Annotated in this window: 22 protein-coding genes, 2 pseudogenes and 1 riboswitch; of the genes and pseudogenes, 14 read left to right on the top strand and 10 right to left on the bottom strand. The window is 44.8% G+C overall.

Annotation, left to right across the window (positions count from 1 at the left end; all coding sequences use genetic code 11):
* Positions 1-225: 225 nt before the first annotated feature.
* The gene (locus ACFTRD_RS15985; protein WP_379381744.1) at positions 226-1401 is read right to left on the bottom strand and encodes a M20 family metallopeptidase; all 1176 of its coding nucleotides are present in this window, start codon (positions 1399-1401) and stop codon (positions 226-228) included.
* Positions 1402-1580: 179 nt separating this feature from the next.
* On the opposite strand from ACFTRD_RS15985, the gene ACFTRD_RS15980 reads away from it, so the two are divergent.
* The 3 genes from ACFTRD_RS15980 to ACFTRD_RS15970 all read left to right on the top strand — a co-directional run bounded on the left by ACFTRD_RS15980 (position 1581) and on the right by ACFTRD_RS15970 (position 4840).
* Entirely contained in the window at positions 1581-3044 is a 1464-nt protein-coding gene (locus ACFTRD_RS15980) for an ABC transporter substrate-binding protein/permease (RefSeq protein ID WP_192267842.1), read from the top strand.
* Positions 3031-3753, top strand: coding sequence for an amino acid ABC transporter ATP-binding protein (locus ACFTRD_RS15975; protein ID WP_379381742.1), 723 nt, complete (start codon positions 3031-3033; stop codon positions 3751-3753). The genes ACFTRD_RS15980 and ACFTRD_RS15975 overlap by 14 nt, the downstream gene beginning before the upstream one ends.
* Positions 3754-3978: 225 nt before the next feature.
* Positions 3979-4175: riboswitch (cyclic di-AMP (ydaO/yuaA leader) on the top strand.
* Positions 4176-4177: 2 nt separating this feature from the next.
* Positions 4178-4840, top strand: coding sequence for a 3D domain-containing protein (locus tag ACFTRD_RS15970; RefSeq protein WP_379381740.1), 663 nt, complete (start codon positions 4178-4180; stop codon positions 4838-4840).
* Between the two features lie 133 nt (positions 4841-4973).
* Here the strand turns inward: ACFTRD_RS15970 and ACFTRD_RS15965 are convergent, their stop codons facing one another.
* Positions 4974-5762, bottom strand: a complete 789-nt coding sequence (locus ACFTRD_RS15965; RefSeq protein WP_379381738.1) for a polysaccharide deacetylase family protein — start codon at positions 5760-5762, stop codon at positions 4974-4976.
* 156 nt (positions 5763-5918) lie between these two features.
* Between ACFTRD_RS15965 and lpdD the strand changes: the two genes are divergently transcribed.
* From lpdD to mobB, 7 genes are all read left to right on the top strand, one after another.
* On the top strand, positions 5919-6263 hold the full coding sequence (gene lpdD, locus ACFTRD_RS15960; RefSeq protein WP_379381736.1) for a prenylated flavin chaperone LpdD: 345 nt from the start codon (positions 5919-5921) through the stop codon (positions 6261-6263).
* Positions 6264-6383: 120 nt separating this feature from the next.
* A complete protein-coding gene (locus ACFTRD_RS15955) occupies positions 6384-7055 on the top strand; it encodes a PspA/IM30 family protein (protein WP_379381734.1) in 672 nt (223 codons plus the stop codon).
* 93 nt (positions 7056-7148) lie between these two features.
* Positions 7149-7550 carry a DUF350 domain-containing protein gene (locus tag ACFTRD_RS15950; RefSeq protein WP_192267831.1) on the top strand — a complete coding sequence of 134 codons (402 nt, stop codon included), beginning with the start codon at positions 7149-7151 and terminating at the stop codon, positions 7548-7550.
* Positions 7551-7573: 23 nt separating this feature from the next.
* Complete coding sequence (locus tag ACFTRD_RS15945; RefSeq protein WP_192267829.1) at positions 7574-8080, top strand: DUF4178 domain-containing protein; 507 nt, start codon at positions 7574-7576, stop codon at positions 8078-8080.
* Between the two features lie 11 nt (positions 8081-8091).
* Entirely contained in the window at positions 8092-8838 is a 747-nt protein-coding gene (locus ACFTRD_RS15940; protein WP_379381731.1) for a DUF4247 domain-containing protein, read from the top strand.
* A gap of 268 nt (positions 8839-9106) precedes the next feature.
* Positions 9107-10396 carry a molybdopterin molybdotransferase MoeA gene (locus ACFTRD_RS15935; RefSeq protein WP_379383077.1) on the top strand — a complete coding sequence of 430 codons (1290 nt, stop codon included), beginning with the start codon at positions 9107-9109 and terminating at the stop codon, positions 10394-10396.
* 7 nt (positions 10397-10403) lie between these two features.
* The gene (mobB, locus tag ACFTRD_RS15930) at positions 10404-10946 is read left to right on the top strand and encodes a molybdopterin-guanine dinucleotide biosynthesis protein B (RefSeq protein WP_379381729.1); all 543 of its coding nucleotides are present in this window, start codon (positions 10404-10406) and stop codon (positions 10944-10946) included.
* A gap of 182 nt (positions 10947-11128) precedes the next feature.
* Here the strand turns inward: mobB and xerS are convergent, their stop codons facing one another.
* The gene (gene xerS, locus ACFTRD_RS15925; RefSeq protein ID WP_379381727.1) at positions 11129-12235 is read right to left on the bottom strand and encodes a tyrosine recombinase XerS; all 1107 of its coding nucleotides are present in this window, start codon (positions 12233-12235) and stop codon (positions 11129-11131) included.
* 158 nt (positions 12236-12393) lie between these two features.
* On the opposite strand from xerS, the gene ACFTRD_RS15920 reads away from it, so the two are divergent.
* On the top strand, positions 12394-12882 hold the full coding sequence (locus ACFTRD_RS15920) for a GNAT family N-acetyltransferase (RefSeq protein ID WP_379381725.1): 489 nt from the start codon (positions 12394-12396) through the stop codon (positions 12880-12882).
* A 189-nt stretch (positions 12883-13071) separates the two neighbouring features.
* The gene (locus ACFTRD_RS15915) at positions 13072-13965 is read left to right on the top strand and encodes an aldo/keto reductase (protein ID WP_379381723.1); all 894 of its coding nucleotides are present in this window, start codon (positions 13072-13074) and stop codon (positions 13963-13965) included.
* A 512-nt stretch (positions 13966-14477) separates the two neighbouring features.
* On the opposite strand, the gene ACFTRD_RS15910 is transcribed toward ACFTRD_RS15915, so the two are convergent.
* Both ACFTRD_RS15910 and ACFTRD_RS15905 read right to left on the bottom strand, forming a co-directional pair.
* Entirely contained in the window at positions 14478-15113 is a 636-nt protein-coding gene (locus tag ACFTRD_RS15910) for a LysE family translocator (RefSeq protein WP_379381721.1), read from the bottom strand.
* Between the two features lie 226 nt (positions 15114-15339).
* Complete coding sequence (locus ACFTRD_RS15905) at positions 15340-16089, bottom strand: YqcI/YcgG family protein (protein WP_379381719.1); 750 nt, start codon at positions 16087-16089, stop codon at positions 15340-15342.
* A gap of 126 nt (positions 16090-16215) precedes the next feature.
* Between ACFTRD_RS15905 and ACFTRD_RS15900 the strand changes: the two are divergent.
* Positions 16216-16308, top strand: a pseudogene (locus tag ACFTRD_RS15900) (manganese catalase family protein); the annotation flags it as partial.
* 105 nt (positions 16309-16413) lie between these two features.
* Here the strand turns inward: ACFTRD_RS15900 and ACFTRD_RS15895 are convergent.
* A complete protein-coding gene (locus ACFTRD_RS15895; protein WP_379383075.1) occupies positions 16414-16767 on the bottom strand; it encodes an AMP-dependent synthetase and ligase in 354 nt (117 codons plus the stop codon).
* A 176-nt stretch (positions 16768-16943) separates the two neighbouring features.
* Here ACFTRD_RS15895 and ACFTRD_RS15890 point away from each other — a divergent pair, with 176 nt between their 5' ends.
* Positions 16944-18386, top strand: a complete 1443-nt coding sequence (locus ACFTRD_RS15890) for an amino acid permease (protein WP_379381717.1) — start codon at positions 16944-16946, stop codon at positions 18384-18386.
* 19 nt (positions 18387-18405) lie between these two features.
* Here the strand turns inward: ACFTRD_RS15890 and ACFTRD_RS15885 are convergent.
* The 4 genes and pseudogenes from ACFTRD_RS15885 to ACFTRD_RS15870 all read right to left on the bottom strand — a co-directional run.
* Positions 18406-18504 (bottom strand): annotated as a pseudogene (locus ACFTRD_RS15885) (LysE family transporter); the annotation flags it as partial.
* A 275-nt stretch (positions 18505-18779) separates the two neighbouring features.
* Positions 18780-19619: a manganese catalase gene (locus ACFTRD_RS15880; protein WP_379381715.1), complete on the bottom strand. Its 840-nt coding sequence runs from the start codon at positions 19617-19619 to the stop codon at positions 18780-18782.
* 163 nt (positions 19620-19782) lie between these two features.
* A complete protein-coding gene (locus ACFTRD_RS15875; RefSeq protein ID WP_379383073.1) occupies positions 19783-20295 on the bottom strand; it encodes a DUF3231 family protein in 513 nt (170 codons plus the stop codon).
* A gap of 221 nt (positions 20296-20516) precedes the next feature.
* On the bottom strand, positions 20517-22013 hold the full coding sequence (locus tag ACFTRD_RS15870) for an amidase (RefSeq protein WP_379381713.1): 1497 nt from the start codon (positions 22011-22013) through the stop codon (positions 20517-20519).
* Between the last annotated feature and the right edge of the window lie 116 nt (positions 22014-22129).

The raw sequence follows: 22129 nt of genomic DNA, 5'->3' as shown, positions 1-22129 counted from the left end.
CAAGATAAAGTTATAGCTATAAATAACCAAGTTATACAGCAAATGAACCATGATTACTGCAATAAATGTGAAATTTTCAGTGACTTTCAATGTTTTCTTTTCACAGGATCTCCAGCTTGTTTCTGAATATACGTATCAAAATGAACAAAAGGAGTGCTCCATCAGCCCTGAATTGCAGGTCTGAGAGAACACCCCTTGAAGAATGCACGCCAGTTTGCGACAAATTTAGCGATTTACACCATCGAATTCTGTTCGAATCGTTTGCAGCAGTTCAGGCTGGGTCAAGACATCATACGCTGTTGCAGCAAGTGCTTTGGCTCCGAAGATCATACCATCCAAAGCCCGTTCCTGCAGCGCCAAATCACGGAACTCGATCGAGTGAAGGGTATGGACTTCGTCCACAACGCGAATATAAGGGTGGATGGCAGGACAACGCAGAGAAACGTTACCAATATCCATGGAGCCGTGATCGTTACCGCTCACAATCTCCTCTTGAGGAATGCCCAGTTCAAGCAAGTTTGCACTAAAGGTAGACGATAACGATTCATTGGTAACCATCTCATCATAAGAAGTCTCATAATTGGATGTAACCAGTCGGCACCCCGTTTGCAGAGCAGAGCCTTTCGCAATCTGAATCACACGCTCGGTGAGGATATTCAATTCTTTTCTCGTCGAGGCACGGACATAGAATTGGGCCGATGCGTAGTCCGGAATGATGTTGGCTGCCTGTCCTCCGCTATTGATAACACCATGAATACGAACCGTACTTTTCACGTGTTGGCGGAACGCATTAATTCCATTGAACGTCTGGATTACCGCATCCAGTGCATTGATCCCTTCGTGTGGACTTGCAGCAGCATGTGAAGATTTTCCATGAAACTCAAATTGTACCGCGTCAATCGCCAGAGAACTGCCTGATTTCTCATACGCATAGTATGGGTGAGCCATCAGTGCGATATCACAATCATCGAATAAACCTGCTTCAGCCATTGGCACCTTGGCACCCCGTGTTTCTTCCGCCGGTGTACCGAACACTTTCAATGTTCCGCCTGTTTCATCCAGTATAGATTTAAGACCAACGGCAGCTCCCAGGCTCATCATGCAGATCAGATGATGACCGCAGGCGTGACCGATTTCAGGTAGTGCATCGTACTCACACAGGAGGGCAATGGTTGGACCTGGCTTGGAGGCAGAATACGTACCGATGAAGGCAGTATCCAATCCAAGAACAGGAGCTTCTACTGTGAATCCGTGATAGGCAAGTTCTTCCTTTAACCGAGCAGAAGCGAGATATTCTTCATTCCCGAGTTCAGGATGGGCACCAATGTATGATGAAATCTCCTTAAAACGGGAAGCATATTGATCAATAACCGTTAAAATTTGTGTTTTAGTATGTGTCATGATGGACTCCTTAGCAAAAATGAAAATAATTCAATAATTATATCATAGTTGCAGTTATTTTTCAGAAACAAGCTGTAATCGTTCATGTCGAAATGCATTGCATAATCATGCATTCTACTTTATAATGACTCAGGCATCAACAAGAGAAGCACACAAAGTATTATAAGGGGAGAACAGGGTTGAAATTGATTAGTCGTTACACTATGATGCTGCTGGCTTTTGTGGTTTTGCTAACAACAGTTGCACCTGTTGCATCGGCAACGGGAACCACAGGCAATTCAAGCAGTAAAAAGCTGGTGCTCGGTACAAGTGCCGATTTTGCACCATATGAATTCCATAAAGTCATTGATGGTAAAGACCAAATTGTGGGCTTTGATATTTCCATTGCCAAAGAAATTGCGGCCGATCTTGGAGCAGAACTTGTGATCGAGGATATGGGTTTTGACGGACTGCTGCCTGCATTGCAGAGTGGTCGTGTGGATATGGTCATCTCGGGAATGACACCGACAGATGAGCGCAAGAAAAGTATCGACTTTTCCGATACCTATTATAAATCAAAACAAGTTATCATGATACGTAATAAGGATAAAGACAAATATCCTACGATGGCTGAACTGGAAAATGAAAAAATTGGAGTCCAAAAAGGCTCCATTCAGGAAACGATTGGTCAGGGAATCCCAGGCGCAAAACTGACAGCACTCGATAAAATATCCGATATCGTGCTGCAATTGCAGACCAATCGTGTGAATGCGGCGATCGTCGAAGATACGGTAGCTGCTGGTTATCTGGATGATATTATCGGACTAGCTCCTGCTATTCCGGATGAAGAGCAGGTAGAAGCGGCGATCGGGATTCGCAAGGGTAATACGGAATTGCTGAACGCTGTGAACGGGACGCTCGAACGTCTGAAAAGCGAAAATAAAATTGAGCAAATGGTTAAAGAAGCGAGTCAGTTGAATGCAGACAAGCTGGACAAAAATCAGAACATTTTTGAAGTGTTCTGGCAGTACAAAAGCTTTTATGCGACAGGTGTGGGCTACACCCTTCTACTGTCTGCACTCGGTGTGATATTCGGGGTTATTATCGGTTTGATCATCTGTCTGTTCCGTTTGCATGACGTTGCGATTTTGCGCTGGATCGGTACAGCTTACGTTGAGGTCATTCGCGGTACGCCAATGCTGGTTCAACTGATGATTATCTATTACGGTCTTGCACTGACTCTGGGTATTAATTTCACGCCACTTCAGGCAGGTATCATTACACTTTCCATTAATAGTGGAGCTTATCTTGCGGAGATTTTCCGTGCAGGTATCCAGGGGGTAGATCGTGGTCAACTGGAAGCGGCTCGTTCGCTCGGAATGGGGAGAACTGCTGCAATGCGTTACATCGTGCTCCCACAGGCTTTCAAAGCAGTACTACCGGCAATCGGTAATGAGTTTGTGACCATTATTAAAGAGTCCTCCATTATTTCGGTTATTGGTATGGTCGACATTATGTACCAGGCAAGTGTAGTCAAAAATATTACGTACCAAGGAATGAACCCATTCCTGATTGCAGCAGCCATATACTTTGTGCTGACGTTCATTTTGTCCAAGCTGCTGGGTCGATTGGAAAGGAAGTTGAGTGCAAGTGATAGACGTTAGACAATTACACAAATCATATGGAAATAACGATGTGCTCAAGGGCATTAACGTAACAATAGGCAAAGGTGAGGTTGTCGTGGTCATCGGTCCGTCCGGATCGGGAAAAAGTACATTTTTACGCTGCCTGAACCTGCTGGAGCAGCCGACTTCCGGCGAAATTAATTTTGAAGGTGTGTCAATCACAGATCCCAAACACAACATCAACGCGACTCGTGAAAAAATGGGCATGGTGTTCCAGCACTTCAACCTGTTTCCGCACAAAACGGTGCAGCAGAACATTACAATCGCTCCCATCAAAGTGAAAAAGCAATCCGTTAAGGAAGCTGAACAAATCTCGGCAGAGTTGCTCAAGACGGTCGGCCTGTCCGACAAAAAAGACGCTTATCCGAATCAGCTTTCCGGTGGTCAGAAACAACGGATCGCTATTGCAAGAGCTCTTGCAATGCAGCCGCATGTCATGCTGTTTGACGAGCCAACTTCTGCACTTGATCCTGAAATGGTCGGTGAGGTGCTGGATGTCATGAAGCGTCTTGCTGAAGGTGGTATGACAATGGTTATTGTAACGCATGAGATGGGCTTTGCTCGCGAAGTAGGAGATCGTATCCTGTTTATGGATGGCGGGGTCATTGTAGAAGAAGGAACCCCTGCTGAAGTGTTTGGTGAACCCAAGCATGCCCGTACACGGGACTTCCTTGCCAAAGTGCTCTAATTTAATTCAAACTTGACAAAACAGCCTTGTCGACACACAGTCGTCAAGGCTGTTTTGTCATGTGAACATAAGAATGAATTTACATAGAAAGTAACGTTTCTGTCATCAAAGGAACAACTTCAGTCAGACTGTATGTTGAAAGATTCGCATATTTTCAGCATTTGTGATGAACTGTTTCTCCATTTGGTAACATTTACTACGACTCATGGTTACAAAATTGTGATATATTTGTTCCTGCCGAAACTTCCGGACAGGAAGTGTGGGGGATGTAATGATGCAGAATGTGCAGGGGAAGAAAGATGGCACGCTGCTTGGGGTGAATTAGGGCGTACATATAGCTTTTGATGTAATTAGGACCTATAGGGTGGTCTCCTCCATCCGAATCCGACAACTAACTTCGCAGGCACAATGAGGGAGGAAGACCATGATTAACAAGAAACGTATAGCCAAAACAGCAACAGCTTTGCTGACAGCAGCAATGCTAATTCAGGCGGTTCCGGCTCACGCTGATTCAGTTCATGTGGCCAAAGAGGGGGATACCTTCTACACCTTATCCAAGCAATATGGAGTTGGGTTAAACACACTCATTAAAGCTAACAGTGACATTTCCGCTTACAACATCTACGGCGGTTTGGAAATTACGATTCCAGGCAAAACAAACGCAGTATCTGCAGCAGCGGCTACAAACGCAAAAACAATAACTACAGCCAGCCTTGATGTCAACGCAGGTAACAAGGTAGTCCAAGCCTGGGGAAAAACATTTGACTACAGCAAGTCAGTCGATGTAAAAGCAACCGCATACTCTGCCGACCCTTCAGAAAATGGAGGATGGGGTGCTGTAGATTACTTCGGTAATCCGCTCGAATTGGGCACAATCGCAGTAGACCCGAGTATTATTCCACTGGGTACGAAGGTCCTCGTAACGGGTCATACACATCCAGGACTTCCGAAACAGGCATTTGTTGCTACGGCCCGGGATGTGGGGAGTGCTATTAAAGGTCATAGGATTGATATCTTTATTCCGGGAAGCCAACAGTCTGTGAGTACATTTGGTATTCAGGATGTTGAACTTTACATTTTAAAATAACAACACAAACTAGCTGCACATATCCAGTGCAACTGTACTTTGAACTTACTAATTAGCATAGGGTGTCCTTCTGTCACGGTAATGTGATTGAAGGACACCCTTTTGTTTTATACGAACTCCTCACAAACAGATCCTACTTGCCCTTTGGCAGGCCCAGCATTTCGTCCAAAGTGACCAGCTCGTACCCCCGATTACGCAATTCCTCAATAACTTCAGGCAGCGCCTCGATAGTGCCGTTTAGATTCGAACCCACCCCGCCACCTGCATGCTGCAAAACAATGGAACCGGGTTTAACGGCCGACAGAATGTTTTTCTTTACTTTGTCTTTGCTTAGGCCCTTCCAGTCCAGGGAATCAACGTTCCAGTTCACAATGCTGTAATGTTGTTTGGCTGCCCATTGCAGCTGTTGTTCGTTAATGTCTCCATAAGGTGGTCGGATCATCTTGGGAGTGTAACCCGCCAAATTGCGAATAATGTCTCCGGTATGTAAGATTTGTTTGCGAAATGCATTCATGGACAGCTTGCTGAATTCCGGGTGATTGTAGCTGTGATTACCCACAATATGTCCTTCTTTCACTATGCGTTTCACCAAATCCGGATGTTTCTCCGCGCGACTTCCCACAATGAAAAAAGTAGCCCGTACCTTGTATTTTTTCAAAATATCAAGTACCAGCGGGGTGAACCTAGGATCAGGTACATCATCAAAAGTCAAAGCCACCTGTTTTGTTGATGGACCATTCGTTTTGAATGTATCGGCATATTTCTGCCTAAGCTGTCCAAGTGTCAATTGTTCCTCCTCGGATGAATCCGACTTGGAAACAGGTTTATCTTGTGGGCTTGAGGCAGCCCTTAATTGAGCAGGGGCAAAGCTCCCTCCCAGAAGAATGACCATGATGGATAACATAATGAGGCGTAGACGCATGTTAGTGCCTCCTTTTCCCAAATTGCGTTCTCTTTGGTATGCCCGGGAATGCAGTCATTTATTCGTGATGTGTGAGATGTTTCATTGCTGATTGATGGAATTCGATCCATACTTTCACCATTCATATTTCAGATAGAAAAGGATAGGTGGAGCAAGATGAGCACATACGACTTGAAATCCGTTCGTATACAGGTGATTGAGGCTGGAGAAGACAAAGTATTTCTGGTGACTGGAGGAAAATCACATATTGGAGCGGTAGCGACATTTTATCCGGATGGAGAACGGGTGAGCGGCGCTACGGTGCATATTCCAGGGCATAAAGAACAAGAATTGTGTGAGAGGCTTGCACGTAAAGCGGCCATGCATTTGAAAGTATCTGTGACCGTTATAATGGGAATTCATTTTGATGCAATTACGCGGATGCAGATTGATGAGATTGTGCAGACTGCAGAGAGGCTGCTTGATGAAGAGTTGATTCAATTCGATCAGCTGATTCAATAGTTTCATTGGAGCCAAAATCGTCTTTTATGATTTTTTTTGTTAAAATTGAAACGAGTAGAAGGTTGCCACGTATGTATGACTATATACAAGGATGTAATATCGACTAGGAGGAATACCATAATGTCTATTTTCAAACGATTGCGCGATTTAACGATGTCTAACATTAATTCCATTATTGACAAGGCAGAAGATCCGATTAAAATGACGGATCAATATATCCGTGACATGCAGGAAGATCTGGAAGATGCAGAGAAAGCTGTAGCCGCACAGATTGCCATTGAGAAGAAATTTAAACAACTGTTCGAAGAACAGGAAGCTCTTGTGAAAAAACGTGAAGAGCAGGCTCACACCGCTGCCCGTGCCCAGAATATGGATCTCGCACGTCGTGCGCTGGAAGAGAAGAAAGTCGCTGAAGAAAAAATGGCCGAATACAAAACAAGCTACGACCAGAACAAAGCGTCTGCTGATAATCTTCGCGGCAAGCTCGACGAAATGCGCAAACAGTTGAGTCAGATGAAAAACAAACGTGAGACATTGGTTGCGCGTTACAATGCAGCAAAAGCTCAAACCGAAATCAACAAGGCAATGAACGGATTTGGTTCTGACACAGCTAGCGCGGGTATGAAGCGTATGGAAGAAAAAATGATGCAGATGGAAGCTCAGGCAGAAGCCAGCAATGAAATGTCATCCAAAGGAAAATCACTGGATGATGAATTTGAGAAGCTAGGCAAAGATCAGGCTGTTGAGGATGAACTGGCTGCATTGATGAAGCAGTACGAAAATAAGAACTAAACCTTGTATAAGCAGGGGCACCAGCGGAGGAGAGACCAGCGTTTCTCCTTCGCTTTTAATTGCGGTTCATGTTGAGATGTGGGGGCTATGTAGATGGATTTGAACATTTTGGCAATGCTGGTCTGGACGTTATCGGGTTCGGTTTTGCTGTTTGTCTTGATGTATGTAGATTCGTTGTTCACAAAATATAAGGATTTTGCCGAAGTGAAAGCGGGCAACATGGCCGTTACGACACGCATGGTCATGAAGCTTTTTGCTCAAGGTTATGTGCTCGCTACCTCCATATCGACAGCGGGTCATCTTGGAGAAGCGTTACTGGTATCTGTCGTTTCGTTTATCATTTTGTTAATTCTGGAGAGTGTGGTTCATTTCATGATTCGGACGTGGGCTAATCTGGATCTGGATACGGGAATTCAGCAGGGAAAGACAGGTTACGGTTTATTCTCAGGTGCACTTCATATCGTGGGCGCATTAATTATTGCAGCTTGTTTATAAGATAAAGAACAGGAGTAATAGGCATGAGTGTGTGGAAACGGATTAAAGGGATATTAGCGAAACCGGAACCTCCCCGGGCAGAAAAAACGATGCTCCAATTGACACCTGGTGATATCTGCGAGGTTTCACTGGTAACTTATGAAGTTGTTGGACGTGTGCATCATCGCGCACGGAATGCGGCTGTCCTTACATTGCAGGATGGTACAGCAATTCGGCACTTGCATATTGAAGAACGAGAAATGACACGTTATGCTCTCTATACACCGATCGATGGTCGGCTTGATGCACCTGATGAGGTGCCTACCTTGCTGGACCTGGATGGGCGTGCGTATCACCTGGAGGAAGAATACGGAGGAATGGTAACCACTGCAGGAAGGACACCCTATGGTCAGGCTGGAGAGCAGCTCGTATGGCAATATCAGTCGGATGATAACAAACTTCTGCGTGTGGAGTGGCAAGACAGAAGATTTACACTGTATGAGGGAGAGTCCATTCTTCCTGCGGATATCAAAGTGATTCGTTCGAGCTAGGAGAGGTTCCAATGAAAAAGCGCTTGGCACACGGATTAAAATTAATGCTGGTTCTCAGCCTTGTGATGTCCCTGTTGTCCGCGTGCGGAGCACCTTCCGTTCAGGACACATATCCGCTTGAATCGGTCAGTGGCAGTGGTAACACAACGTCCTATGTGTACCGGGCTGCCGATCGAACGGTTCCGGAGGTAGCTCAGGAATTGTCTGAACAGCGTAAACCGGATCAGATTTCGGCGGAAAATACAGAGCGGATGTTCCTGGTGTATCAGGACCAGTACTATCATTTACAGCAAGACCCGAAAAAAGCGGAAGATACTTTGGTTGAGGTCGATTCCAAAGAGTATGTACGGCAAAATTATGATTCGTCCTTTTTGCAAGGTTACTTAACTGCAACGCTAATTGGTAATTTGTTTGATTCATTTGGAGGTAGGGGATACGGAAAGTATCGAGGCTATACAAACAAGGACACGTACAAACCGAGTGAAGGTTCTTATCGAACACCAACGAGCAGTGATAAAAAGGTGGCACCACCGATTACCGTTGATCGAAAAGGGTCGATTACCCGACGTGGCAGCGATAAGGATACGAGTGTAGGCTCGGGTGGGGGACTATTCAGTCGGAAAAAGGAACAAAGCAGAGGCACAATTGATCGTAATAAGAGCAGTGGTGGCCTGGGAGGATTATTTGATTCACCGAAGAGTTCGTATAAAAAACCCAAAACAAGGGTTGGTGGCGGCCGGATCATGAGGCGCAGATAACAGGTGATCATAAGCAAGGTTCTGATAATGCTATTGTGATTGGCAAAAGAACAGTGAAAAGGGTAGGTGGAGAAGTTCAGCCACTGAAAATTACCTTGGACGCTGTTCTTTTTGTTTTACGATTTACGGACATGTTGGGATTTACGCACGCGAGGAATAGTTGTCGCTGGTTGTAGACAGGATGGGCAGCACTTGTCACAAGCTTGCTTTCGAGCTACACTTTCTAAAACGATTAAAATGTCCTGGGGAGGATCAAATACCATTGAAAATGAACTCACATTCGGTTGATATGACGACTGCCAAATTTGTCCGTAAGGCTATTCAGGTCCCGGATGCTCAAGCAAAAATTGCAGCTCATGTCACTTCAGCTCCGACAGAAAAAGTAACTCTGGAAACCGCGCATGGCCGAACACTTGCGGAGACGATCCATGCCCCTCATCCTTATCCGTTCTTTCGCCGCTCCGGAATGGATGGCTTCGCTATTCTAAGCTCAGATACAGTTGAAGCATCAACGGACCAGCAAATATGGTTGCGTATTATTGATGAAATTCCATGCGGGTACACATCAGATCTTACGATTACATCCGGTACAGCGGCCCGGATCATGACAGGTGCTCAGGTACCGGAAGGTGCAGACGCGGTTGTCATGATGGAAATGACGGAAAGCAAAGAAGAGCATGGCGAACATTGGATTGCACTGAAGCGACGTATTGAAACGGGTGTCAACATTACACCCATTGGACTGGAAGTCCAAGAAGGACAATTGCTACTTGAAGCAGGAACCATCATTCAGGCAGGCGAGCAGTCCGTGCTGGCAACATTCGGTTTCGCTCAAGTGAATGTATATAAACGTCCTAAGGTTGCAATTTTTGCAACAGGTACTGAATTGCTGGACGTGGATGAACCGTTACAACCGGGGCGAATTCGAAACAGCAACAGTTATATGCTGCGCTCTCTGGTCGTTGAAGCAGGAGGGGAGCCGGTTATGTATGGTTCAATTGCGGATGATGTGGACACGGCACGTGTGAAGCTGGCAGAAGCGGTCGAACATAACGATATGGTGGTTACAACTGGCGGGGTATCGGTTGGGGATTATGATATTATGGGTGATCTGGTTCGGGAAGGGAATATGGATATGCTGTTCAATAAGGTAACCATGCGTCCTGGCAGTGTGACAACAGCTGCTGTAATCCGTGATAAGTTACTCTTTGCCCTTTCAGGCAATCCCGGGGCGTGCTTTGTCGGATTTGGATTGTTTGTTCGGCCAGCGATTCGCTCAATGCAGGCCGATGCACATCCATATCTGGAAGAATGGACGGCCATTATGGATGAAGCATATACGAAGGTGAATAATTTCACTCGATTTGTACGTGGACGGATCGAGATACGCAATGGGATGGTGTATGCCAAACCTGCTGCTGCCCGTATAGACGAATCCAGTGTCATGATTACTATAAAGGATAGTGATTGTCTGATTGTTGTTCCACCAGAGAAGAAAGGCATTCCTGCGGGTGAACAGGTACGCATTCTCAGACTTCCCACAGGACAAGTAAGGTAGGTCATACATGAATATGATACGCAGTACAGCACCATACATTGTTCAGATCGTCGGATACAAAAACACGGGTAAGAGCACGTTAACGGCTGCTCTAACCCGGTTTCTGACATCTATTGGACGAAAAGTAGCAGTAATTAAACATGATGGACATGACCATTTTGAGATAGATCATGCAGGAACGGATTCTTATGGCTTTACGCAGGCAGGGGCTGCTGCTGTGGTCATAATGTCGGAGAATCGTACGGCAATTATGGAGCAGCAACCGACTAGGTTGGATGATATGTTGAGATACCTATCGGACTACGACTGGATTCTCATTGAAGGGTACAAACAAGCGACTTTTCCCAAGTTGCTTCTAGTACGTGAAGAGAAAGACATTGCTTTGATTGAGACATTGCATGGGGTGATTGGTATTATCTCATGGTTGCCGGTTGAAAAAGATAAGTTAGTGCAGGCAGAGGGAGATCTTGTATGGCATTCTGTTGATGAGACTGAACAGATAGCGAAGTGGTTGGTATCGTTAGAGGGTAACATGGAGGAGAATTCTTGATTTTTACGTAATAAATATTATGTAAACAAATTCATTGTGTCAATTAAAAATATACGATTGGTTGCTTTCATGATATGAAAATTACGAATAGACAAATAGCGATCCTTACCAGAAAATCTTCTTGAACGGATCGCTATGTCGTATTTCTTTTTGATACCTTGAGATTCTGTACTGGAAAAAGGCTACATGCCATCATCCGTACGGCGTTCAATAGCTTCCGACATTGTTTTGTCAGTAAGATGAGCGTAAATCTCGGTTGTTTCTGTAGATGCGTGTCCGAGTTGCTCTTTGGTTTTATAAATATCATTCTGCAGATAATAGTCGGTTGCAAAGGAGTGACGCAGTTTATGCACGGTTAGATACGGTTTGCCAAATCGTTTGGCGTACTTCATAATCATCGCCTGTATCGCTCGTTTGGTCATCCGGCTTCCTTCGGAATCCCCGTTGCGAAGAGCGATGAACAACCCTTTTTCCCGCTTGGGTGTACGGTAACGTGATTGACGCAGATTGATATAGGTTGCGAGCTCGTCCTTGGCTTGCTCTCTGAAATAAACGGGTGTTTTAAAGGTCTCATCATTATTACCTTTGCGATATACGTATAACAGCTTGTTGTTCAAATCGAGATCATCCACGTTCAGGTTCACAACTTCCGATACACGCAAACCCGAATTCAGAATGAGGCTTGCAATACATGCATCTCTTTCTTTGTTTAACTCATGCGAATATAGTGCCTGCTTGTTTTTCTCCATATCCACAGCGTATCCTTCAAGGATATACCCGATAAATTCCAGCAGTTCTTCATCTTCCAAGAGCTTTCCTTTTAATTTCGCTGCTGTATCTTTTGGCTTATGGGTACGTTTAATTTCAATTTTTGCCATGATGTTTCGTTTTAGCAGAGGATAGAAATCTTCATCTTCAGCAATCTGACTTAAATAATGAAACAGTGAACGCAGGGATGAAAGCTTGCGGGAGACCGTGATTCTGGAGTTCGCTCCTTCACGTTTGGTGGCCAAAAATAAACGGTATGAAGTCACTGATTCCATTCGAAGCACTTCCAGTTCAGTCAGTGCAACCTCTTTATTGGAACCAGCCTGGGACAAACCTTCTGCTCGCATCCAGCCAAAAAAGGCTTCATAATCCCTTATGTACTCAAGCAAGGTAGACGGTGATAAATCGGGTAATTTATAATCAATGAATTGCTGAACGAACCAGGGCATGGAAGGAAGTTTATCATCCAGCTTGCGTCGGTCGATCTCTTTTTGCACATTGGTCAAGTTCTGCACCTCCATGGTAATATATGTTCTAAGATATGCTATAACTCAGTGTACCATATTTATATCGTCACAGCTGTTCACAGAACCCTGTAATGAAGATCGAGGTTTCCTTGCCCTTGCGGGCTTAAGGCATTAAAGTATGAATTATAAGTAGAGCAGAGGAGTTGAACCGGATGAGTATGAAAATAGAGCTGGTTCCTCGGGAACGAAGTCAGGTGATTCGTCATTTGATGCAATTTTATCTATATGATTTTACGAAGTATCTTAATATTGATGTAGACAACAATGGGATTTTTCCGGAATACCCTGGACTTGACGCATTTTGGACGGAAGAAGACACCAAGTTTCCTTTTCTCATTACGAGTGACGGGTCACCGGCTGGGTTTGCATTGGTCGAACGTTGTGAACCAGGCAGCAAGGATAATGACTATTATTTAACCGAGTTTTTTGTCATGCAGAAATATCGACGTAGCGGGGTGGGGACTTGGGCCGCTTATGAATTGTTCCGACGTTTTCCGGGGAGATGGAAAGTGACCCAGGTTCGGAATAATGTGATTGCACAGGCATTCTGGCGTAAAATCATTGGGGATTACACCGGAGGCCGTTTTCGGGAAAAGTTCCATCCTGAACTGGGCAACCCGAGTCAGTTTTTCGTAACCTGATTGACTTATTGACGAGTGTAGACACTGCTACAAGAAATCCTTCGAAGTTTTACATAATCACATTGGAAAAATGGGTGTATTGTCCAAGTATAGGGTAATAAATACGGAAGGCGGATCAGTTTTATTATACATCCTTTCATTATTCACAATTCTGTACCTAAATTTACGAAGCTCGGAGGAATGAACCCAATGGAACTACGTAATTACGGGAACACGGACATGATAGTAAGTACACTCGGGTTTGGCGGAGCAGAAATTGGCAAAAATGTATCCAAAACCGAAGTGGAGAAACTACTGAACAGTGCGCTGGATGCAGGATTAAATGTGATTGACACCGCTGAGTGCTACGGGGACAGCGAAGAATTGATCGGTGAGGTGTTGTCGCATCGCCGAGATGACTATTATTTATTTACCAAATGTGGACACGCCGCTGGGATAGAGGGCCCCGATTGGGATGCCAAAGTTCTGGAGCAAACGATTGATCGAAGTCTTAAACGGTTGAAAGCTGACTATGTGGATGTCATTCATTTGCATAGTTGCTCAGAGGAAGTACTGCGGCAAGGAGCGGTTATCGACGTGCTCCAGCGGGCCAAACAAGCCGGTAAAACGAGATTTATTGGATACAGCGGGGATACAACAGATGCCCTATATGCGATTCAGACCGGGCTCTTCGATAGTCTGGAGACCTCATTAAACATTGCTGATCAGGAAGCAATCGAACTTACGCTACCTGAGGCGCGAAAGAGAAACATGGGTGTAATCGCCAAGAGGCCGATTGCCAATGCGGCGTGGACGTATGATACGCTTCCGGAAGAAGCATACCCTTATGTTTATTGGAAGCGCTTAAGTGAATTGAATTACGGTTTTCTGAGTGAAGATGCCCAGACAATGGTAGAAACAGCACTACGTTTTACACTAAGCACTGAAGGTGTGGACACCGCAATTGTAGGGACAGCGAAACCGAATCGCTGGCAGCAGAATGCTGATCTCGTAGCTCGCGGACCACTTCCTCAGAATATATATGATGAGATCAGAACGCGCTGGAAAAAAATTGCCGGAGCTGATTGGACGGGCCGCACCTGATCCAATGAGAATGGATAAATAGGGACCATTTGCCGAAAGCCGCCATATGGCGGTTTTTATATTGCTAACAACCTTATATTTTCAATATATGAAAAATTCAAAATAGCAAATATTTTTTAAATTCAGTCGAATCCTTCCTATATGAATCATGAAAAAGTGATTGAAAAAGTGATTATTGTACTGTATCCAGTACTCTATCCAGGTTCGCAAAACCTATGTAAGTCACTATTTTCAACGAATTTGAGAAAAGCAGCCTTCAATCCTCTTTATTATATTATTTCAACATATGAAAAATTCACAATAGAAAACCGATTTATCTCCTTAGATCATCCCTTCTCATATCTTCTTCTCTGCACCCTCCATGTTAAAACGAACTATTCCTTATACGGTTGCAAGTCAACCTATTTTTTCACCAAAAAAGTGAAACGGCTACTCCCTGTATGAAAGGAACAGCCATAGAGATTTTACAATGGATATAATGGGGGAGCATCTGCGATGCAGATCGTCTAAAACTACTGAAAGTATTGCCATAGGGAGAGAACAAATTTGTACAAAAAATAGAAGGAGAATCCGATTAAAAGTACTCCTGCGAGTGCAGAGACAAGCTGGATCATTTTCTGACTCATCATTTTTCGTGTAACAGAAACGATGGTGAGCAGGCCCAGATCATGTATGAGAATGCCGCACAATACACCCAATGCCGCAATGACAAAACTCAATTTGCCTGCTGAATGATATGAATCAGACAACACAACTCCGAATACGGATATCCAGAAGATTAGATTCCCCGGGGAGATGGCAACCAATAACCCATTCCGGTATGTTCTCCAAAATGATTTTTTGATTTTATCATCTGTTGTCGTTATATTCAGGTCTGCATTTCGAATCGAATCATAACCCAAATAAGCCAAAAAACCAGCACCTGCAAGCCATAATGGAATCTGGATATAAGGAAGCGATAACAGGGAGGCAAACCCGAAATACATTGCAAGAATTAAACTCGTATCTATGGTCATTCCACCAAGACCGACAGCCCAACCATGACGGAATCCGTTTCTCAATCCCTGTTTGGTCATTTCAACGGTGATCGCTCCGACAGGCATAGCGATGGCAAGACCGATTAGTATGAATTTTATATAGATTTCCATAGTCATTTCCCTTTCATTGGAGATGAGATTCTGCATAATCTAGGGGGTTGTCCACTATAAGTCACGGCTTGTACACCAAAGCAAGGATTTACCGATCTCAGGTTGAATGAGGTAAACAAAACCAAATCCCAGGTTTACCCCGACCTTCAAGTTGAGTGAGCTCCTCCCATAAACTGATGGTATACAGCTTATTCGGAGGAGAGCCCTTTTAGAATGCGGCTTCGTACTAATCCTTAATTTTATCCAGCGGAAGTGAACGCAGAAACGGACAAGGAGAGAGAGAGGTATCATCATCTCGCAAAAAATACTGTTTATACTCCAGATTTCCCTGAGCTCCATATTGTTTGAGTTCAGGATGGGCAGGGACGGTGTCGTACGCGGCTAATCGTTCACGAATTTTTGGTGCGATGGCTGCTGCTTTTTGAGGTTGTGCATTCCATATGTCGAGCACCCAACGTGGTGTCATCGCCAACATGAAGTAAGGGAAATATCGACTCTGACGTGAAGTATGGGCAGGCGTACCGCAATAGACGAAATAACGTTCGTCACTGAAACAGAATTCCCACATGGGTTGCTCCGGATCTTCAGGAATACCTTCTGGCCAAGATTTGTCGTCCAAACTTCTCATCTGACTTAGTAAACCCCAGAATAGTTCTTCATATCGTCTGACATCGAGTATCTCCTGCTCCTTTTCGAAAAAGACAACCAATGATGAATATTGACCAAAGGAACGCGAAGATTGGCCATATTCCTTGATGATATTCGATAATGTACGGCCGGCGGATTCGCTTCCAGGGGAAGCAACAAAACCATATCGGAGGTGACCCAGAGCAAAGGCTTTTGTAGCCGGTATGCAGGGGAATCGGGCTTCTCGATTACTCATTTTGGCGGAAAACAAACGATATGCATCTCTCTTCCAGACCTCAAGATGAACTTCTTCATTCTCCATATCAGAAGATGAAAACAACAACGACATGAGCAGTCCTCCTTTACCTATAGGATATAACCCAAGGGCAAAATGGTGACAGTCCACATGAGTTCCTTCAAAAAATGAATGAACACCAGCGCGATAAGGAATTGGTGAGCTAACCAAAGATTGTTAGTTGAGCGATTATTGACGGGGGCCGGGGCAGAAGGTGCAGGCAATGCAGGGGTGGACGGTGCACCACTGGATGAAGCGATCAAACATGCTAATCGGTTTCTGTTAAGGCTTAAGTCTTTTCATATAACAACAAAGTTAAAACAAAAAAAGGAACCCTTTTTAATATAAAAGGGTTCCTTTTTCAGTGTTTTCATGCAGCTATTGGGGACGATGCTGATTCGAATAAGTTCCGAATGATTGGCCCGTAGAAATATTGGGGTTGTTGTTATATGGCTGTTCTAAGTAGGAAACTTGCTGTGTAGAGGTATTGACAATTTGTTGAGCAAGATTGGAGATTTGTTGCAGTTGCTGTATGGCTGTCTGGTGTCCTTGCAGAGCAGTTTGGATGATATGCGCAGCTTGTTGCTCCCGTTGTGCTAACTGTTCGAGTTGTTGAGCGTTGCTCTGTTCTTGTCTCAGAAGTTGTTGATATTGCATTGAAGCCTGTTGTGTCTGTTGCGTGAGCTGTTGCGCAAGTTGAGTAATTTGTTGGGTCTGTGAGAATTGATTCATATCTGTTGTAGTATGCAATGAGCTCAATATAAATATTCAAACATCCAATTTCCATGAAATCTGCTATGCTCTACAAGCTGCATCTTCAAGTCAGGCCAAATGGATGAACATGTTTAACTCTGAATTGGGAAGGCTACCTAAAGAGGCCTAAAATGATACAGAAGAGGAATGACAACATGAGCAAAGCATCAACAAGTTCAACAGAAGAAAAGAAACTGAAATGGTGGCAATTAAGTCTGCTGGGTGTGGCGGGCACGATTGGCACCGGATATTTCCTGGGTTCCAGCCTGGCCATCTCTATTGGAGGACCGGCGGTATTGCTAGCCTATGTCTTTGCTGCTTTAGGTACATATGTAGTTTTTGATGCTTTGGCGAGAATGACTTCCGATCACCCGGAACAGGGGTCCTTTCGTTCCTATGCGAAGAAAGCGTTTGGAAGTTGGGCTGGGTTTGCCAGCGGTTGGATGTACTGGTTCTCCGAGCTACTGATTATGGGAAGTCAGTTAACGGCTTTGTCCATCTTTTCTCGCTTTTGGTTCCCATCGATTCCACTATGGATCTTTGCTGCGGGATTCGGTATTTTAGGGCTGTGCATTGTGTTCTTTGGTAACAAAGGATTTGACCGGGTTGAGAATGTGCTGGCCATTATTAAAATCGCAGCAATCATCATGTTTTTGGTTATTGCTATCGCACTTCTGGCAGGGTGGATCGGGGGAACGAAGTACGAGCATAAAGTACCAATGGACATGAACGCTATTTTTCCAAAGGGTGGAATCGGCCTGTGGTCTGCATTTCTTTTTGCGTTCTATGCCTATGGAGGGATTGAAGTGCTTGGAATTATGTCCTACCGGCTTCAAAAACCGGAGGATGCCCCGAAGGCCGGGAAAGTCATGCTCATTGCGCTATCAACAGTATATGTGGTATCCATTGGACTGGCGTTGGTCATGGTTCCGTTGAAGGCATTCAATCCCAAAGAGAGTCCATTTGTGCTGGCCCTCAGTAGTGATCATTTGGCGTTTGTTCCACATTTGTTCAATGGTGTACTGATTGTGGCTGGATTTTCGACGATGACGGCTTCTCTCTACGCCGTAACCTCAATGATCATTACCCTGGCACAGGAGAGAGACGCTCCGCAGTTATTCTCTCGAAAATGGAAGAAGAAGTATCCGTTATGTGCCCTCTCCCTCATTGGTTGTGGCTTAATTGGTACCATTATTATGTCTCTATTACTCCCAGGAAAAGTATATGAATACATTACGACTGCAGCAGGTCTGATGCTTCTGTATAACTGGTCAATTATTTTGCTATCCTCCGGCAGACTGCTGAAATCAGGAAAGTTCGATAACGTCAAGCGATGGATCGGATTAGTGCTAATCGCCACTGCGATAACAGGGACGCTTTTTCATACACTCAGCAGACCAGGATTCTATATAAGCTTACTGCTTGTCTCTCTGATTGCCATTAGTGATGTCATTGTACAGCGTATTCGCAAGAAAAAGTCCACGACTAAAACATCCAACACCCTAACGGAAGAAGAGGATGAAGATGAACACGTCGCAAAGGATCTGTCCGGTTATCATATCACAGGTATTCGGTTACGCAAAAAAAAGCAAACTTAAATAAAGAAAAGAAATTGGAGCCAAAAATGATTGCACCGCTATAAATCAACAATTGGTTCATAGGAAAATCATTCACAGCTTTAGCCAGAACAGAGCCGTAAATTCCAAGCCAGAACATGAACAAAATTCTTCAGAGTGCATTTATAGGACACATAGGACACATAGGACACATAGGAAGCGGTTGCAAAAAGCAGTGTGGAGATTCCTAAAAGGAAATGAAGGCCAGAGGCTGGTTCATAAAGAGTCCCACATGAGTATGTATTACTCACATAGTAGTGAATCAAAAAACGACTCATTCAGACACTGAGTCGTTTTTTGATAACCAATTTAGTTGTCACATCTCATCCAGCAATTTCAAGCCGTATCTGACTTCTCCAAAAATACGCTACTGAACTATTTATCGCTCGATTTCCCATCCAGATCATGGTGAAGTTCTGTGGCAGGGATAACAGGTTCATGAATCTGTCCCTTTGGGACAGGATTGGAGATGTAAACATAGTCTCCGGTTCCATCAGGAGCACTTCCTGTCGCCCATAACCCTTCACTGGATTCAGTTCCCTCGGACAAATTCCAGAACTCATATGCCTGTGGCTGAGATTCTTGCTCTGCCTCAGGAGGGAAGGAAGCAGGAACAACAACTCCGTTCTTTTCCTCCAGTTCCTGAATGGCTGCCATCCATTGATACTGGTGATAGCGGACGCGTGCCAACATCTTACGGAAAGTTGCCCGAACGCCCTCATCGGTTGTCATATGGTACAGTCTGGCTACCTGAAGGCGGCCCTGACTTTCGGCATGAAGGTTAGAGCGCATGTCTGCAAGCAAATTACCGCTTGCCACGATATAGGCTCCATTCCACGGAACACCGTTTGAGTTGGTAGGTAAACCACCAAGACCACTGACCAGCAGATGTTGCGGATTAATACCACCCATAATGGCAGCTGTCACAGGATCTTCAGCAGCTTTTTGCTGTTCGGCAGGTGTTGCACCATCGAGTAACTGGCTAATTAATGAGCAGAGCATCTCGACATGTCCAATTTCTTCGGTGCCAATATCCATGAGCATATCCTTATATTTTTCCTCACCTCGACAATTGAATCCTTGAAAAAGGTACTGCATCATGACTGTCATTTCGCCAAATTGTCCTCCCAACACTTCTTGAACCTGACGTGCAAACATGGGATCAGGACGATCTACTTTGACTTCAAATTGCAACTCTTTCTGATGTCGAAACATGTAAATCCCTCCATATGAATGTCTATTAAATTCAAAATTAGTTAACCTGATCATAGGAAATTAAACAGAAGAATAAACAAAAAAGACCAAGAAGAAGAATCGACGATTCTTCTTCTTGGTCTCATAAATTCACTACAAAATGAGTTAGGTCGCCAGATTTTAGTTACTCCGAATCCGGTCTTTTAACTTGCAGCGGTGGGGGAATAAGCCAGCCTTTTTCTTTGGTCAATTGAAGAATTCGGAGCCCTAAAGCCGTTTTGGTTGCATGATATTTGGCGAACAGAGCACCGATATCTTCTCTGATTGATTGACCCATCGTTTGGCTTGCAGCAACCAGACCCAACGATGTATCTGCTGCCACTATTGCAGCAATCTCTGGATCCGTGAATCTTGCGCCTGCCGGAATATCTTCCAACTTAACAGGAGGTCTTTCCGGAAGCGTTGGAGCAGGAGCGATGCCATTCTCGGTTAATAGCGCATCGCATTCTTTAATTTCGAGTTTGGCCTGATCGAGCAGGTCATCCAGAATTTTTTTCAAGTCTTTGTCTCCAGCATGGTTCGTGAAGGCTTGGTAACAAGATACAGCGCCTTTGGCTACCATGGAACATTGCCACACACTATAGATTTCTCCATAATGCATAGGCTCATTTTTGGGATTACCGCTTAGAATACCCATGATTGATTTCCCTCCATTAGGTTGATTTTTCACCGACTTATGATCCCCTATATGCCAAGATCTTATACATAGGATAAAAAAGCGTAAAGGAATCTTAATGTTAAAATTAACGTCATAATTATTATGTAAACTTTCGCTGAGATCTTTCCCTTTCAACGATTTAAAATAAAACAAGCCAGCAGAACAGGTCTGCTGGCGAGATAGGGCGGCGTATTGAGTATTTATGCTGGAAACAACGGATTTCCGTTCATTCCGATCCAGAGTTCTGAGGCTTCAAGCTGGCCAGCCAGATGGAGCAGCCAATCTTCACGTCCTTTGGTCGCCATCACTTGAACCCCCATGGGCAAGCCTTCTGCAGTGGTATGAAGTGGTACACTCATAGCAGGTTGTCCTGTGAGATTGGCGAGTTGAGTGAACGGTGTATACGTGAGACTGGGCTCAAACATCTCGTATATTAATTGCTGCTGCTCGTTTTTGTTCAATTCGCTGATGCGCATCAGGTTCTGAATCTGTTCGTCATGAGGCGTCAATTCTCCGACCTTGGGCGCAGGAAAAGCATTAACGGGTGTCACAAAGAAATCATATCGCTCAAACAATGTAGACATCTGAGCTGCAGCAACATCCCATTCGGCGAGACTGTGTACGAATTCCGCAGCAGATACTTTTTTGCCGGCTTCAGCCAGAACCCAGGATTCAATCTCCATGTCATCCGATGTTAGCACTCTGCCCATGGATCGTTCCATGGAAGAAATCATCGCAGCCATTTCGCCGCTATTCATCATGTAATAGTTCTCCATCAGCTTGACTCCGTTGACCGGACTAAGCATTTCTTCAACGTGATGACCTTGTTCTTCCAGCCAGCGAATAAGCTTGTAGACGGCTTCTTTGGCTTCTTCACTAACAGGTGTGTCTACAGGTGAATCTGTCGTATATGCAATCTTCAGTTTACGTTGATGTGGATAGTTCATATCAGCAAGGTAACTCCCTGGGAAAAGAGGAGTATGAAACGCTGCCTCAGCCTGAATGACTTGCAGCGTATCAAGCAGCGCAGCACTGTCCCGAACAGAACGGGATAGGGCAAAGTCAATAGATGCCCCCTGCCATTGACGGCCAACACCGGGGCCCACGGGTGTGCGCCCACGGGTGGGCTTTAGTCCAAACAACCCACTGAAGGAAGCGGGAATGCGGATCGAACCGCCGCCGTCACTGGCTCCGGCAAGAGGAACAATGCCTGAAGCTACAGCGGCAGCGGCACCCCCGCTTGAACCACCAGGTGAGTGATGGATATTCCAGGGATTCCGACTTGGGCCATGCAGGCGGGGTTCGGTAATATTTTTTAAGCCAAACTCTGGTGTATTGGTGTGCCCTATGATGATAAATCCTGCTTCACGGAGTCTAGTGACATAATTCGAATTGCGGATTGCGCGATGCTTGCTGAACAGTTGGGAGCCTGAAGTCAGGATTTCTCCCTCCAGGGATTGAGAAATATCTTTTAAGAGCAGGGGGACGCCGGCGAATGGTTGTTCCCCCGGACGAACAAGCCCTGCTTCCCGACGTGCTCGTGTCTCATATGTACGTACCACCGCATTAACCTGAGGATTTACTTCTTCCATGCGTACAAACGCCGCTTCCAGTAATTCAACGGGGGAAACCTCCCGGGATCGAATCAGTTCTGCCAAACCTACGGCATCGTAGGAAGTATATGAAAATGAAGACATGATGATCGTTCCTCTCTGAATATAATTTATCTATATTATCCATATCTCATCGTACCATTGCAGTTGATAAAAGCATACAGAAAAAAGGAATCTGAGATAAGTTCTTATACTCATAT

Source organism: Paenibacillus sp. NPDC056933, assembly GCF_042674385.1.
GTDB lineage: Bacteria > Bacillota > Bacilli > Paenibacillales > Paenibacillaceae > Paenibacillus.
The sequence above is the reverse complement of the archived record's forward strand: the minus strand, read 5'-3'. Positions and strand labels throughout refer to the sequence as shown.

Coding starts and splice junctions, on each gene's coding strand:
- ACFTRD_RS15985 (WP_379381744.1), bottom strand. CDS start 1,401: ATGACACATACTAAAACACAAATTTTAACGGTTATTGATCAATATGCT.
- ACFTRD_RS15970 (WP_379381740.1), top strand. CDS start 4,178: ATGATTAACAAGAAACGTATAGCCAAAACAGCAACAGCTTTGCTGACA.
- ACFTRD_RS15965 (WP_379381738.1), bottom strand. CDS start 5,762: ATGCGTCTACGCCTCATTATGTTATCCATCATGGTCATTCTTCTGGGA.
- lpdD (WP_379381736.1), top strand. CDS start 5,919: ATGAGCACATACGACTTGAAATCCGTTCGTATACAGGTGATTGAGGCT.
- ACFTRD_RS15955 (WP_379381734.1), top strand. CDS start 6,384: ATGTCTATTTTCAAACGATTGCGCGATTTAACGATGTCTAACATTAAT.
- ACFTRD_RS15950 (WP_192267831.1), top strand. CDS start 7,149: ATGGATTTGAACATTTTGGCAATGCTGGTCTGGACGTTATCGGGTTCG.
- ACFTRD_RS15945 (WP_192267829.1), top strand. CDS start 7,574: ATGAGTGTGTGGAAACGGATTAAAGGGATATTAGCGAAACCGGAACCT.
- ACFTRD_RS15940 (WP_379381731.1), top strand. CDS start 8,092: ATGAAAAAGCGCTTGGCACACGGATTAAAATTAATGCTGGTTCTCAGC.
- ACFTRD_RS15935 (WP_379383077.1), top strand. CDS start 9,107: ATGAACTCACATTCGGTTGATATGACGACTGCCAAATTTGTCCGTAAG.
- mobB (WP_379381729.1), top strand. CDS start 10,404: ATGAATATGATACGCAGTACAGCACCATACATTGTTCAGATCGTCGGA.
- xerS (WP_379381727.1), bottom strand. CDS start 12,235: ATGGAGGTGCAGAACTTGACCAATGTGCAAAAAGAGATCGACCGACGC.
- ACFTRD_RS15920 (WP_379381725.1), top strand. CDS start 12,394: ATGAGTATGAAAATAGAGCTGGTTCCTCGGGAACGAAGTCAGGTGATT.
- ACFTRD_RS15915 (WP_379381723.1), top strand. CDS start 13,072: ATGGAACTACGTAATTACGGGAACACGGACATGATAGTAAGTACACTC.
- ACFTRD_RS15910 (WP_379381721.1), bottom strand. CDS start 15,113: ATGGAAATCTATATAAAATTCATACTAATCGGTCTTGCCATCGCTATG.
- ACFTRD_RS15905 (WP_379381719.1), bottom strand. CDS start 16,089: ATGTCGTTGTTGTTTTCATCTTCTGATATGGAGAATGAAGAAGTTCAT.
- ACFTRD_RS15895 (WP_379383075.1), bottom strand. CDS start 16,767: ATGAATCAATTCTCACAGACCCAACAAATTACTCAACTTGCGCAACAG.
- ACFTRD_RS15890 (WP_379381717.1), top strand. CDS start 16,944: ATGAGCAAAGCATCAACAAGTTCAACAGAAGAAAAGAAACTGAAATGG.
- ACFTRD_RS15880 (WP_379381715.1), bottom strand. CDS start 19,619: ATGTTTCGACATCAGAAAGAGTTGCAATTTGAAGTCAAAGTAGATCGT.
- ACFTRD_RS15875 (WP_379383073.1), bottom strand. CDS start 20,295: ATGGGTATTCTAAGCGGTAATCCCAAAAATGAGCCTATGCATTATGGA.
- ACFTRD_RS15870 (WP_379381713.1), bottom strand. CDS start 22,013: ATGTCTTCATTTTCATATACTTCCTACGATGCCGTAGGTTTGGCAGAA.